12 protein-coding genes are annotated in these 13,790 nt (G+C 39.0%); all 12 read left to right on the forward strand.

Going from position 1 to position 13,790, the window contains the following annotated elements; translation table 11 throughout:
- The first annotated feature begins 13 nt into the window (after positions 1–13).
- The 12 genes from rseP to rpsO all read left to right on the forward strand — a co-directional run bounded on the left by rseP (position 14) and on the right by rpsO (position 13,561).
- On the forward strand, positions 14–1,273 hold the full coding sequence (gene rseP / locus AC2TFD_RS09425) for an RIP metalloprotease RseP (protein WP_335567459.1): 1,260 nt from the start codon (positions 14–16) through the stop codon (positions 1,271–1,273).
- A 136-nt stretch (positions 1,274–1,409) separates the two neighbouring features.
- A complete protein-coding gene (locus tag AC2TFD_RS09430) occupies positions 1,410–5,729 on the forward strand; it encodes a PolC-type DNA polymerase III (protein ID WP_484675490.1) in 4,320 nt (1,439 codons plus the stop codon).
- A 247-nt stretch (positions 5,730–5,976) separates the two neighbouring features.
- Entirely contained in the window at positions 5,977–6,447 is a 471-nt protein-coding gene (gene rimP, locus AC2TFD_RS09435) for a ribosome maturation factor RimP (protein WP_335567457.1), read from the forward strand.
- Positions 6,448–6,486: 39 nt separating this feature from the next.
- The gene (nusA, locus tag AC2TFD_RS09440; RefSeq protein ID WP_335567456.1) at positions 6,487–7,608 is read left to right on the forward strand and encodes a transcription termination factor NusA; all 1,122 of its coding nucleotides are present in this window, start codon (positions 6,487–6,489) and stop codon (positions 7,606–7,608) included.
- An 18-nt stretch (positions 7,609–7,626) separates the two neighbouring features.
- A complete protein-coding gene (gene rnpM / locus AC2TFD_RS09445) occupies positions 7,627–7,911 on the forward strand; it encodes an RNase P modulator RnpM (protein WP_335509350.1) in 285 nt (94 codons plus the stop codon).
- The gene (locus tag AC2TFD_RS09450) at positions 7,908–8,210 is read left to right on the forward strand and encodes a YlxQ family RNA-binding protein (RefSeq protein WP_335509353.1); all 303 of its coding nucleotides are present in this window, start codon (positions 7,908–7,910) and stop codon (positions 8,208–8,210) included. Before rnpM ends, AC2TFD_RS09450 begins: the two co-directional genes overlap by 4 nt.
- Positions 8,211–8,230: 20 nt before the next feature.
- Positions 8,231–10,501 carry a translation initiation factor IF-2 gene (gene infB / locus AC2TFD_RS09455; protein WP_335567455.1) on the forward strand — a complete coding sequence of 757 codons (2,271 nt, stop codon included), beginning with the start codon at positions 8,231–8,233 and terminating at the stop codon, positions 10,499–10,501.
- A complete protein-coding gene (locus AC2TFD_RS09460) occupies positions 10,498–10,779 on the forward strand; it encodes a DUF503 domain-containing protein (protein ID WP_335509357.1) in 282 nt (93 codons plus the stop codon). Before infB ends, AC2TFD_RS09460 begins: the two co-directional genes overlap by 4 nt.
- A 16-nt stretch (positions 10,780–10,795) precedes the next feature.
- Positions 10,796–11,167: a 30S ribosome-binding factor RbfA gene (gene rbfA / locus AC2TFD_RS09465; RefSeq protein WP_335509360.1), complete on the forward strand. Its 372-nt coding sequence runs from the start codon at positions 10,796–10,798 to the stop codon at positions 11,165–11,167.
- A 59-nt stretch (positions 11,168–11,226) separates the two neighbouring features.
- On the forward strand, positions 11,227–12,147 hold the full coding sequence (truB, locus tag AC2TFD_RS09470) for a tRNA pseudouridine(55) synthase TruB (RefSeq protein WP_335509362.1): 921 nt from the start codon (positions 11,227–11,229) through the stop codon (positions 12,145–12,147).
- A gap of 32 nt (positions 12,148–12,179) precedes the next feature.
- Positions 12,180–13,151, forward strand: a complete 972-nt coding sequence (ribF, locus tag AC2TFD_RS09475; protein WP_335509364.1) for a bifunctional riboflavin kinase/FAD synthetase — start codon at positions 12,180–12,182, stop codon at positions 13,149–13,151.
- A 140-nt stretch (positions 13,152–13,291) separates the two neighbouring features.
- Positions 13,292–13,561, forward strand: a complete 270-nt coding sequence (gene rpsO / locus AC2TFD_RS09480) for a 30S ribosomal protein S15 (protein WP_335509366.1) — start codon at positions 13,292–13,294, stop codon at positions 13,559–13,561.
- Positions 13,562–13,790 lie beyond the last annotated feature (229 nt).

Below are 13,790 nucleotides of genomic sequence, written 5' to 3' on the forward strand. Positions count from 1 at the left end.
GGGGTTTTTTAGTTTGAGTACAGTTATTGCCTTTATTGTTATCTTTGGTGCTCTCGTCTTCTTCCACGAATTGGGCCATTTGGTTTTTGCGAAACGTGCTGGTATTTTATGCCGTGAATTTGCCATTGGATTTGGTCCCAAGGTTTTCTCGCATAAAAAGGGTGAAACGACCTATACAATCAGATTATTGCCAATCGGTGGGTTTGTGCGTATGGCTGGTGAGGACCCAGAAGTAGTTGAAATAAAACCAGGTTATCGGATCGGTTTATTATTCGACAAAGATAATACTGTGAATAAAATCATTATAAACAATAAAGAAAAATATCCTGAATGCCGCATTATTGAAGTAGAACATGCAGATATTGAACACAAGCTGTTTATTAAAGGTTATCCAGAGGACGAGGAAGAGAACTTGCAAACTTTTTCCGTTAGTCCGACAGCCGTTACAGTTGAAAATGGAATTGAAACTCAATTAGCTCCATATAATCGTCAATTTGCTTCCAAAACCCTGCCACAAAGAACAATGGCTATTTTTGCAGGTCCGATGATGAATTTTGTCTTGGCCTTCTTCTTATTCATTATCATTGCATTCTTGCAAGGAGTTCCTACGAACGAACCCAAATTAGGTGTAATCACGCCGGATGGTGCAGCAAATGCAGCTGGATTAATGGAAGGTGACATTGTACAAAGTATTAATGGCGCTGAGATCTCAAGCTGGTCGGATGTGGTAGAAATCATTAGGGAAAATCCAAATGAAAACCTTGATTTTACAATAAGCCGTGAGGGTCAAGAACAGGAAATCTCTGTAACACCAAAAGAGCAGAGTGTTGAAGGTGAAAAAATAGGTCTAATTGGTGTATATAGCCCGATTGAAAAATCACCATTAAAAGCGATTACTGCTGGGTTTACTGAGACATACTTTTGGACAAAGCAAATTTTTGTCATGTTAGGGCAGCTAATCACTGGCCAGTTCTCCATAGACATGCTTTCTGGACCGGTTGGCATTTATGCTTCCACCGATACAGTCGTACAGTCAGGAATATATTATGTGATGAAATGGGCCGCGATATTAAGTATTAACTTAGGGATCATGAACCTTTTACCGATTCCGGCACTTGATGGTGGAAGATTAATGTTCTTCGCAGTAGAGGCAGTTAGAGGAAAGCCAATAGATCGTCATAAGGAAGGAATGGTCCACTTTATCGGATTTGCACTGCTTATGCTTTTGATGTTGGTCGTTACTTGGAATGACATCCAAAGGTTTTTTCTATAAGAAATCCAATTATTTAAGGGTTCCACTGGAACCCTTTTTTGGTTTTATTTTTCTGTCGAATTTAGCCGAAAGAAAAGCTATCATATGATATAATTACTCTTTGACATAGATAAAGATATAGATGGGAGAGGGAATGATGAGCGAACATGCCTCAGGCAAAAAAGAGCGATTCTTACTCTTGCTCCAGCAACTAGAATTAAAAGAGGACGCTGTAGTAGCACAATTTCAAAATGCTCAAATTGAAAGATTTATTGTCGAGAAAAAGGCACGCAAATGGCATTTTCAATTTTTATTAGAAAAAATACTTCCTTTTAGTTTGTACCTTCGCTTCACTACCCAACTAGAAAGAAAGTTTTCAAATATTGCAAGTATCTCCTATGAAATTCAAGTAGCGGAGCCAAGCTTTAACTCTGAACTACTTCTGGATTATTGGAATTATAGCATTCAGCAAATTGATGGTATTTCACCTCCGATGTTAAAACTATTAAATGAGCAGGTACCAATGATTAGTGGGAATAAGCTAACGATTTCTGTCCGTAACGAAACAGAGGGCATGGCTTTAAAAAGGAAATATGGATCCCTGATTACAGGACTCTATCAATCATTTGGATTTCCGACCTTAACCATTGAAACGGATGTAAGTACGGTCGAAAAAAATGACGAATATCAACAATTTTTACTCGCGAAACAAAAGGAAGATCAGGAACGCGGACTCGCTGCATTGGCTGATTTGCAAAAGAAAGAGGCCGAGAAAGATTCAGGAGTTATTCAAGAAGGACCACTTTCGATTGGGCTTACAATTAAGGATGATTCCGACCTTCGAAACATGATTGACATAGTTGACGAAGAGAGACGAGTCACCGTGGAAGGTTTTATTTTTGATGCGGAGACAAGAGAATTAAGAAGTGGCCGAACTCTGTTAACATTTAAGATTACTGATTATACAAGCTCACTGATGGTTAAAATGTTTTCTCGGGATAAAGAAGACGCAGCGCTTTACCAGCTTGTTAAAAAAGGTATGTGGGTAAAAGTTAGAGGAAGCATTCAAAACGATACCTTTGTCCGTGATTTAGTCATGATTGGAAATGATATTAACGAAATCAAACCACCGGGACGTAAGGATACTGCTCCAGAGGATGAAAAGCGTGTGGAGCTTCATCTCCATACACCAATGAGCTCAATGGATGCTGTCACTCCAGTAGGAGCGCTTATTACTCAAGCGAAGAAGTGGGGCCATAAAGCGATTGCGGTAACCGATCATGCTGTTGCCCAATCCTTCCCGGAAGCGTATGGTGCTGGAAAGAAAAATGATATCAAAATCCTTTATGGAGTTGAAGTAAATCTTGTTGATGATGGTGTTCCTATTACCTATAATGACGCCCACCGTTTAATTGCAGAAGATACATTTGTTGTATTTGACGTTGAAACGACGGGTCTGTCTGCCGTTTATGATACGATTATTGAACTTGCAGCTGTAAAAATAAAAGATGGGGATATCGTTGACCGTTTCGAGTCCTTCGCTAATCCGCATCATCGACTATCGGCTACAACGATTAACTTAACAGGAATAACCGATGATATGGTACAAAATGCTCCTGAAGTCGGAGAAGTCATACAAAGGTTTCATGATTGGGTAGGAGACGACGTGCTAGTTGCGCACAATGCCTCCTTCGATATGGGATTCCTCAATGTTGGATATAAAAACATTGGGCTGGGAAAGGCAAAAAATCCAGTCATTGATACGCTCGAACTGGGTAGATTTCTATATCCAGAAATGAAAAATCATCGATTAAATACATTAACCAAGAAATTTGATATTGAATTAACCCAGCACCACCGAGCAATTTATGATGCGGAAGCAACAGGTTACTTGTTGCTGAAAATGCTTAAAGATGCACTTGATAAAGGTATCGAATACCATGATCAATTTAACGATAACATGGGGAAAGGAAATGCCTATCAGCGGGCACGTCCTTACCACTGTACACTGCTTGCACAAACAGAAGCAGGTTTAAAGAATTTATTTAAACTTGTTTCGATTTCCCATATTGAATATTTTTATCGAGTTCCGAGACTGCCCCGGTCTGTCCTTCAAAAATATCGAGAAGGAATTCTGGTCGGATCTGGCTGTAATAAAGGGGAAGTTTTTGAGGGGATGATGCAAAAATCTCCTGATGAAGTGGAAGCTTTTGCACAGTTCTATGATTACCTTGAGGTAATGCCTAAGGAAGTAAATGCTCCATTATTAGAAATGGAATTAGTTCGTGACGAAAAGGCGTTAGAAGATATTATTGGGAACATCGTAAAGCTTGGCGATAAATTAGGCATTCCTGTTGTGGCAACTGGTAATGTCCATTATTTAAATGAAAACGACAAAATCTATCGAAAAATATTGGTGAACTCTCAAGGCGGGGCCAATCCACTAAACCGACATCATTTACCCGATGTTCATTTTAGGACAACGAATGAAATGCTTGATGCCTTTTCCTTCTTAGGCAAAGAGAAAGCGAAGGAAATTGTCGTTACCAATACAAACAAAATTGCAGATATGATTGACGTCATAAAACCTATTAAAGACGATTTGTATACTCCTAGAATCGAAGGCGCCGATGAAGAAATGCGGGAAATGAGCTATTCAATGGCAAAGAAGATCTACGGAGAACCGCTTCCAGAAATTGTAGAAGCACGTCTTGAAAAAGAATTAAAGAGTATTATTGGACATGGTTTCGCCGTTATTTACTTGATTTCACATAAGCTTGTGAAAAAATCGTTGGATGATGGTTATCTTGTCGGTTCACGTGGTTCAGTCGGATCGTCCTTAGTTGCTACTATGACAGAAATTACAGAGGTAAATCCTTTGCCACCACATTATGTTTGTCCAACCTGTAAGCATTCGGAATTCTTCAATGATGGTTCCGTTGGTTCAGGCTTTGACTTACCAGATAAGGATTGTCCGCAATGTGGCGGTAAATATAAAAAAGACGGACACGATATTCCGTTCGAAACATTCCTTGGCTTCAAAGGTGACAAGGTTCCGGACATAGATTTGAACTTTTCCGGGGAGTATCAGCCACGTGCTCATAACTACACGAAAGTTCTTTTCGGTGAGGACAATGTCTTTAGAGCTGGTACTATTGGAACCGTTGCAGATAAGACTGCTTTCGGCTATGTAAAAGCCTATCAGCAGGACAATAACCTTCAATTACGTGGGGCGGAAATTGAACGCCTTGCCTCTGGCTGTACGGGTGTAAAAAGAACAACGGGTCAGCATCCGGGTGGAATAATCGTTATCCCTGATTACATGGATGTTTATGATTTTTCACCGATTCAATTCCCTGCAGATGATCGAAACTCGGAGTGGAAGACAACTCATTTCGACTTCCATTCAATTCATGATAATGTCTTGAAACTTGATATACTTGGTCATGATGATCCGACAGTAATAAGAATGCTTCAGGACCTTAGCGGTATCGATCCTAAAACCATCCCTACTGATGATCCTGAAGTAATGAAGATATTTAGTGGAACCGAATCTCTAGGTGTAACAGAACAGCAAATCATGTGTAAAACAGGTACGCTTGGGATACCAGAATTCGGTACACGATTTGTCCGGCAAATGCTTGAAGATACAAAACCGACGACTTTCTCTGAATTGGTCCAAATCTCCGGTTTATCGCATGGAACCGACGTATGGCTCGGAAATGCACAAGAATTAATTCATAATCAAACCTGTACCTTAAGTGAAGTTATAGGGTGTCGTGACGATATCATGGTATACCTAATTTATCAGGGGCTAGATCCATCCTTTGCTTTTAAAATTATGGAATCTGTACGTAAAGGGAAAGGTCTCTCTGAAGAAATGGAAGCCGAAATGCGCAAGAATGAAGTACCTGAATGGTATATTGATTCTTGTAAAAAGATCAAATACATGTTTCCTAAGGCACACGCAGCAGCGTATGTATTAATGGCCGTAAGAATTGCTTATTTCAAGGTTCATCTTCCGCTTCTCTACTACGCGGCATATTTTACTGTTCGTGCAGAAGATTTTGATATCGAAGCGATGTCAAGAGGGTCTGAATCTATTCGTGCAAAAATAGAAGAAATTAACGCAAAAGGGTTGGAGGCCTCAAACAAAGAGAAAAACCTCCTAACTGTCCTTGAATTGGCATTAGAAATGACGGAAAGGGGCTTTTCTTTCCAAAATTATGATTTATATAAATCAGATGCGAAAGAGTTCATCATCGAAGGAAATTCATTAATTCCACCTTTTAATTCTATACCAGGGCTTGGTACGAATGCTGCATATAACATTGTAAAAGCAAGGCAGGATGGAGAGTTTCTATCTAAAGAAGATTTACAGCAGCGTGGTAAAGTATCGAAAACTATTCTAGAATATTTAGATAAGCAAGGGTGTCTTGGAGCCTTACCAGAACAAAATCAGCTTTCACTATTCTAGCTTGCTTATCGCCCTAGGAAAAAAGAAGTTCATGTCTTCCCCCTAAGGGTGGTTCGGCTATTGTTGTTTGCATATAAAATTTGGTTATGGTATAGTTTTATTGGAAATACTAAGAAATACTCTCGTGTACAAGAGTGGGGAAACCCGCTCTTTCGTTTTTGTATTGGATAATTTTACAGAGTTATTTATAAAACTTTCCGTGAAATACGTATAATATGGGTGAAAATGTCGGTAAAGGAGGTTGAAAATGAGTAAAGTAACGAAAGTAGTAGAAGAGCTAGCGCAGCCAATTATTCAAGAATTAGCGTTAGAATTGGTGGAAGTTGAGTTTGTAAAAGAAGGAAAAAACTGGTTTCTGCGCGTATATATTGATAAAGAAAACGGTGTTGATATTGAGGACTGTGGCATTGTCAGTGAACGGCTTAGTGAAAAACTCGATGAGCTTGACCCGATAACCCAAAATTACTTTCTAGAGGTTTCCTCTCCTGGTGCTGAACGACCGCTTAAAAAAGCAAAAGATTTCGAAAAGGCAATTGGTAAGAATGTATTTATCAAAACATATGAACCAATTGATGGCGAAAAAGGATTTGAAGGGACGTTGCTGGATTATAACGGTGAAATCGTGAAGATTGAGATGAAAATCAAAACCCGTAAAAAAGTCATCGAAATTCCTTTTGAAAAAGTAGCTAGTGCAAGACTTGCAATCGTTTTTTCATAATAAAAGATAAATACATGAAAGATTGGGGGAAATGATCAAATGAGCAGCGAATTATTAGATGCTCTTACAATACTAGAAAGAGAAAAGGGCATTTCTAGAGATGTATTAATTGATGCGATTGAAGCTGCACTGATTTCAGCCTATCGTCGTAATTTCAATCAAGCCCAAAATGTTCGAATTGATTTAAATTTACAAGCTGGCTCAATGAGAGTTTTTGCAAGAAAAGAAGTAGTAGACGAAGTTTTTGACCCTCGACTTGAAATTTCATTAGCAGATGCTAGAAACATTAACCCAAACTACGTGGTTGAAGATGTGGTTGAAATGGAAGTAACGCCGAAGGATTTCGGAAGAATTGCAGCACAAACAGCAAAACAAGTTGTGACACAACGGGTTAGGGAAGCTGAAAGAGGCATTATTTATTCTGAGTTCATCGATCGTGAAGAAGACATCATGACCGGTATTGTTCAAAGACTTGATTCAAAATTTATTTATGTCAGTCTTGGAAAAATAGAAGCTCTGCTGCCTGTAAATGAACAAATGCCAAATGAGCGTTATAAGCCTCATGATCGTATAAAGGTTTTTATTACGAAAGTAGAAAAGACAACAAAAGGACCACAGATTTTCGTATCTCGTACGCATCCTGGGCTGCTAAAACGATTATTCGAAATTGAGGTCCCAGAAATATATGATGGTACAGTCGAGATAAAATCAGTGGCTCGAGAAGCAGGTGACCGTTCGAAAATTTCGGTTCATTCCGAAAACAATGAAGTTGATCCTGTGGGATCCTGCGTAGGTCCAAAGGGTACAAGGGTTCAAGCCGTTGTGAATGAGCTAAAAGGTGAAAAAATCGATATTGTGAAATGGTCAGACAATCCTGTTGTCTTTGTTGCTAATTCCTTAAGTCCATCTAAAGTTTTAGATGTTATGGTGAATGAATCAGAAAAAGCGACAACAGTAGTAGTACCAGATTATCAGCTCTCTCTTGCTATTGGGAAGCGTGGACAAAATGCCCGTCTAGCAGCAAAACTAACTGGCTGGAAAATTGATATTAAATCTGAAACAGAAGCACGTGAAATAGGAATCTATCCACGTGAAGAAATGATTCGACTGTTTGATGATCAAACAGATGTAGACTTTAATGATGAAGAAGAAAAGTATTAATAAGTGAGGTGAATGATCGTGAACAATCGTAAAAAAGTTCCTATGCGTAAGTGTGTCGCAACCGGTGAAATGAAGCCGAAAAAAGAACTCGTTCGCATCGTTCGCTCAAAAGAAGGGGAAGTATCGATCGACTTAACAGGGAAAAAGTCGGGTAGAGGTGCATACCTTTCTAAGGACAAGGAAGCGGTCCTACTAGCCAAGAAGAAAAATATCCTATCGAACCATCTAGAAGTTTCTATAGGTGAAACAATATATGAAGAACTTTTAGAACTAATAGAGAAGGAAAACAGGCAATCTATATGAATACCAATCAATGGATGTCGTTACTTGGCTTAGCCAATCGAGCACGGAAAATCATATCGGGTGAAGAGCTTTCTGTTAAGGAGATACGAAGCGGAAAAGCAAAGCTCGTTTTATTATCGGCAGATGCATCTGCAAATACGACAAAAAAAATTACAGATAAATGTAAGTCATACGAAGTTCCATATAAACTAGTGGAAGATCGCCACCTTCTAGGCCAAGCGATTGGCAAAGAAGCCCGCGTTGTTGTAGCTGTACTAGATGATGGATTTGCAAGAAAACTGATGACGTTGCTCGATTAATTCTAGCGGGGGTGAAAAATATGAGTAAAATACGTGTTTACGAATATGCAAAGAAACACAATATTTCAAGTAAAGATGTAATTACCAAATTAAAAGAAATGAACATTGAGGTTTCCAATCATATGGCAACAATTGAGGATGCAGCGGTTGTAAAACTAGACGCAGCCTATAATAAGAATGAAAGCAAACCACAACAAAATCAAGCTAGACCGCAACAGCAAAATCGCCAGAATCAGAAACCACAGCAGGGAGTTAAACCACAAGTGCAAAGTAAAACAAGCCCAAAAGCTTTTGAGGATGATGACTCAAAGACAGCAACTCCTAGCAAGGTGAAAGTAGTGTCACCACCAAAAACGGTTGATAGTAAAAAGAATAGTCAACAATTCCAATCTAAGGAAACTAAAGTGTTCAGCGCTGGTAAAGGGAATAAAAAACCTTTTAATAATAATAATCAAAATCGCAATAATAATAACAACCGGAAAAAGAACCACACACCGGTTCAGCAAGCACAGCCTCAGGTAAAGAAAGTAAAAGAACTGCCGGCTAAAATTACTTTTAGTGAATCTCTGACTGTAGGTGAACTTGCTAAAAAGATCTACCGTGAACCTTCTGAAATTATTAAAAAGCTCTTTTTACTAGGCGTTATGGCGACAATTAATCAAGTCTTAGACAAGGACGCCATTGAATTAATCGCTGGTGAATACGGAGTAGAGGTTGAAGAAGAAGTAAAAATTGATACGACCGACCTTGAAGTTTATTTTACTGAAGATGAGTCTAATGACCTTATTGAAAGACCATCAGTTGTAACAATTATGGGTCACGTTGACCATGGGAAAACAACATTGCTTGATTCCATTCGTCACACTAAGGTAACCGAAGGTGAAGCTGGTGGAATTACCCAGCATATTGGTGCCTACCAAGTTGTTGAAAATGGAAAGAAGATAACATTCCTTGATACACCGGGACATGCAGCCTTCACAACAATGCGTGCTCGTGGTGCAAAAATCACAGATATCACAATCCTAGTAGTAGCGGCTGATGACGGTGTTATGCCGCAAACAGTTGAAGCCATTAACCATGCTAAAGCTGCTGAGGTTCCAATTATCGTTGCGGTTAATAAAATGGATAAAGAAGCTGCAAACCCCGATCGTGTTATGCAGGAACTTACCGAGCACGGATTAGTTTCTGAAGCTTGGGGAGGAGATACGATTTTCGTTCCAATTTCTGCAAAAAATGGTGATGGGATAGACAGTTTGCTTGAAATGGTTCTACTTGTTAGTGAAGTGGAAGAATTTAAAGCAAATCCAAATCGTAAAGCTGTTGGTACCGTTATTGAAGCCCAATTAGATAAAGGCCGCGGTTCAGTTGCTACACTGCTCGTTCAGAACGGAACACTAAAGATTGGTGATCCAATTGTTGTGGGTAACACTTATGGCCGTGTTCGTGCAATGGTGAATGATTTAGGACGCCGTGTTAAAGAAGCTGGACCATCAACACCAGTTGAAATAACTGGCCTAAGTGATGTTCCGCAGGCTGGTGATCGTTTCGTCGTATTTGATGATGAGAAAACAGCTCGTCAAGTTGGTGAGGCACGTGCACAGCAGGCATTGGCAGTACAGCGCGGTGAAAAATCAATTGTCAGCTTAGAAAATTTATTTGAACAGTTAAAGCAGGGAGAAATGAAGGATTTAAACATTATCCTAAAAGCTGATGTTCAAGGTTCAGCTGAAGCTGTAGCAGCTTCTTTGCAAAAAATTGATGTTGAGGGTGTTAATATCAGAATTATTCATAGTGGTGCAGGTGCCATTAATGAGTCAGATATTACGCTTGCCTCCGCTTCTAATGCGATTGTAATAGGCTTTAATGTACGCCCTGATGTAAATGCCAAACGTGCAGCAGAGCAAGAAAAAGTTGATGTTAGGCTTCACAGCATTATTTACAAGGTTATTGAGGAAATTGAATCTGCTATGAAAGGTATGCTTGATCCTGAATTTAAAGAAAAAGTAATTGGTCAAGCAGAAATTCGTCAAACCTTTAAAGTATCAAAGGTTGGAACGATAGCTGGTTCTTATGTAACAGACGGAAAAATTACTCGTGATAGCGGAATTCGTTTAATTCGTAACGGTGTGGTTGTTTTCGAAGGTCAAATCGATGCACTGAAACGTTTTAAAGATGATGCTAAAGAGGTTGCACAAGGTTATGAATGTGGAATTACCATTAAAAACTTCAATGATGTAAAAGAAGGAGATATTATTGAAGCTTTCATAATGGAAGAAATTGAACGTAAATGATTGTAGGAACAGCCGTTTGTGAATGTATCATCTATGATGCTCATTCTTTAAAAGAGAAACGTGCCGTTTTGCAGCGGATTCTAACCAGGTTAAAACAAAAATTTAATGTATCAGTTTCAGAGGTAGACTATCAGGACATGTGGCAGAGAACGAAAATTGCTATTGCAGCGGTAACGTCCTCTCGTGTAATGACTGAAAGAGAACTTCAAAATGCACTTAAATTAATTGATTCTTTTCCTGAAATAGAAAGAACAATCACCGATATAGAATGGCTTTAAGTTAAGAGGTGAAGTGATGAGTCACAGAGCAAATCGTGTTGGAGAACAAATGAAAAAAGAACTAAGTGAGATCATTGGCCGAAAAATCAAAGATCCACGGATTGGTTTTGTTACGGTTACAGATGTTCAAGTATCTGGAGATCTTCAACAAGCTAAGGTATATATTTCTGTTTTGGGCGATGAAGAACAAAAGGAAAACACATTGAAAGGTCTTGCGAAAGCGAAGGGATTTATCCGAACTGAAATTGGACATCGTATTCGTTTACGTAAAACACCTGAGATCCTTTTTGAATGGGATGAATCAATGGATTATGGAAATCGTATTAATTCCCTCATTCATCAATTGCACCATGAAGAAAAAGGCATGGAAAAAAATGAAGAAGAATAAATGGATAGACACATGTCTATCCATTTTTTTCGATATAAAATAAAATTGAGGTGTTTGTGATGGAAGGAATATTACCTTTGTACAAACCTGCCGGGCTGACGTCACATGATTGTGTATTTAGACTTAGAAAGATTCTCAGGACGAAAAAAGTAGGACATACCGGTACTCTAGATCCTGATGTAACCGGAGTTCTTCCTATTTGTATAGGGAAAGCAACAAAAGTAGCTGAATACATAACAGATGCTGGAAAAAGTTATGAAGGAGAAGTAACGATAGGTTTCTCCACTACAACAGAGGATGCCTCAGGTGAAAAGGTTGAAGAAAGGAAGGTAGAAAGATCCATAAATAGGACAGAAATACTACAAGTCCTTCATTCTTTAACAGGGGAAATCAAACAAACCCCACCAATGTATTCTGCAGTAAAAGTTAATGGTACTCGGCTATATGAATATGCACGTAAAGGAATAGAAGTGGAACGTCCTACTCGAAAGGTGACGATTTATTCAATTGATTTGCTGGATGATCGTGATGAATTTTCAGGAGAGCTGATTACCTTTCGGTTTAGAGTAAGCTGCAGTAAGGGAACATATATCAGGACACTAGCTGTCATGATTGGAGAAAGTCTAGGATACCCTGCACATATGTCAAACTTAGTCAGGGTCCAATCCGCTGCATTTACCATTGATGATTGTTTGACATTTGAAGAGATTGAAAAGTTAATGGAAACTGGCACGATTTCGACTTGTTTAAGACCCTTAGAAATGGCACTTTCTCATTTGCCGAAATACATAATAAATGATAAAGTAGCAGAGAAAGTGAAAAATGGCGCACTTTTACCAATACCAGAGCATTTAAAAAATACTAACGGACCTATTAGCGCTGAGACAGAAGAAGGCAAAGCTCTTGCCATTTATTCGGCACACCCGAACAAGCCAGGGCTCTTAAAACCAGTTAAAGTGCTGCGTAATGATCAAGGTTAAAAAGGTTACGGTCAAGAAAAGGTGAGTTTCATTTGGAAGTAATAAAGTTAAATTATCCATTAAATTTAAATAAAATAGGATTACCACCGTTATCTATGGCACTGGGCTATTTTGACGGAGTCCATCGCGGCCATCAAAAGGTTATTCTTGAAGCAAAACAGCAAGCTGATCAAAAAGGGCTCCTGTCAGCAGTGATGACGTTTGATCCTCACCCATCTGTCGTGTTAGGGAAAAGTGAAAAGCATGTTCAATATATAACACCCATAGCTGATAAAATTAACCTAATTGAGGCAATAGGCATCGATTATCTTTTTATTGTCCATTTTACCTCAGAGTTTGCTAACTTGCTGCCGCAAGAGTTTATTGACCAGTATGTTATTGACCTTAATGTAAAACATGTCGTTGCTGGATTTGATTTCTCTTATGGTCGTATGGGAAAAGGCACGATGGAAACCTTGCCATTCCATTCGAGAGAAAAATTCAATTTTTCAGTTGTTGAAAAATTGACCTGCGGCGCTGAAAAGGTAAGTTCAACACGTATTCGTCAATTTATTAGAGAAGGCAATACTGTTGAATTGCCAGGGCTGCTCGGCAGGTTCTATATAACGGCAGGTGAGGTCATCCACGGTGATAAAAGAGGCAGGACGATTGGATTTCCAACTGCAAATGTTGAAACATTTGATGAGTATATTTTACCGCCGCTTGGCGTTTATGCAGTAAGAATCAAGATAGGTGAAAATTGGTATGAAGGTGTTTGTAATGTAGGTACAAAACCAACCTTTAATAAGGATGCTTTTAGGGTATCAGTGGAAGTAAATGTTTTTCATTTTGACCAAAGTATCTATGGTGAACATGTCATTGTTGAATGGCACAAATACCTTCGTAAGGAACAAAAATTCTCCGGAATAGAAGAACTCGTTTCTCAAATCGAAAGAGATAAACAGAATGCAATTCAGTATTTTAATAAAATCGACAAACACTTACTAAATGATTGCGAAAAATAGCTTTTTATTAGGTTAGAACTTGCTTTTTGCCGCGAAACGTTGTATTCTTATTAACGTATTAAAAATAACCTTTGCTTGGCAAGTCGAGTCACCGACGCTTGCTCAGTAACAGGGGATAGTAAATTTAGGAGGTGAATAGGATGGCAATCACTCAAGAACGTAAAAACGAACTAATCAATGAGTACAAAACTCATGAAAACGACACTGGATCTGCAGAGGTTCAAATCGCTGTCCTTACTGAATCAATCAACAATTTGAATGAGCACTTACGTACTCATAAGAAGGACCACCACTCACGTCGCGGTCTGTTGAAAATGGTTGGTAAGCGTCGTAATCTTTTAACGTATCTACGTAACAAAGATGTTCAACGTTACCGTGTATTAATCAATAAGCTAGGACTTCGTCGATAATCAAAAGAAGCGGGATTTTTCCCGCTTTTTTGTTAGGTTTAAAAAGGAAAGCGGAAGCGCCTTCGGAACAAGCACAGCCTGTTCCTGCGAAGTTTATTCAAAGGAGCTTTCCTTAGTGCACAGCCCCGACAAGCATAAGTCAAGCGCTGGCAGAAGGCGTGCTTTTTGCCTTCCGAAGTGATTGGCTGTAGACCGTAGAGGGGCTAGGCGCTGGAGCTAGACAAAACAG

The organism is Neobacillus sp. plas4 (assembly GCF_057221695.1).

What these genes read in the sequence shown, in the direction of transcription:
- AC2TFD_RS09430 (WP_484675490.1), top strand. Translation starts at nt 1,410, where the DNA reads ATGAGCGAACATGCCTCAGGCAAAAAAGAGCGATTCTTACTCTTGCTC.
- rimP (WP_335567457.1), top strand. Translation starts at nt 5,977, where the DNA reads ATGAGTAAAGTAACGAAAGTAGTAGAAGAGCTAGCGCAGCCAATTATT.
- nusA (WP_335567456.1), top strand. Translation starts at nt 6,487, where the DNA reads ATGAGCAGCGAATTATTAGATGCTCTTACAATACTAGAAAGAGAAAAG.
- AC2TFD_RS09450 (WP_335509353.1), top strand. Translation starts at nt 7,908, where the DNA reads ATGAATACCAATCAATGGATGTCGTTACTTGGCTTAGCCAATCGAGCA.
- infB (WP_335567455.1), top strand. Translation starts at nt 8,231, where the DNA reads ATGAGTAAAATACGTGTTTACGAATATGCAAAGAAACACAATATTTCA.
- AC2TFD_RS09460 (WP_335509357.1), top strand. Translation starts at nt 10,498, where the DNA reads ATGATTGTAGGAACAGCCGTTTGTGAATGTATCATCTATGATGCTCAT.
- rbfA (WP_335509360.1), top strand. Translation starts at nt 10,796, where the DNA reads ATGAGTCACAGAGCAAATCGTGTTGGAGAACAAATGAAAAAAGAACTA.
- truB (WP_335509362.1), top strand. Translation starts at nt 11,227, where the DNA reads ATGGAAGGAATATTACCTTTGTACAAACCTGCCGGGCTGACGTCACAT.
- rpsO (WP_335509366.1), top strand. Translation starts at nt 13,292, where the DNA reads ATGGCAATCACTCAAGAACGTAAAAACGAACTAATCAATGAGTACAAA.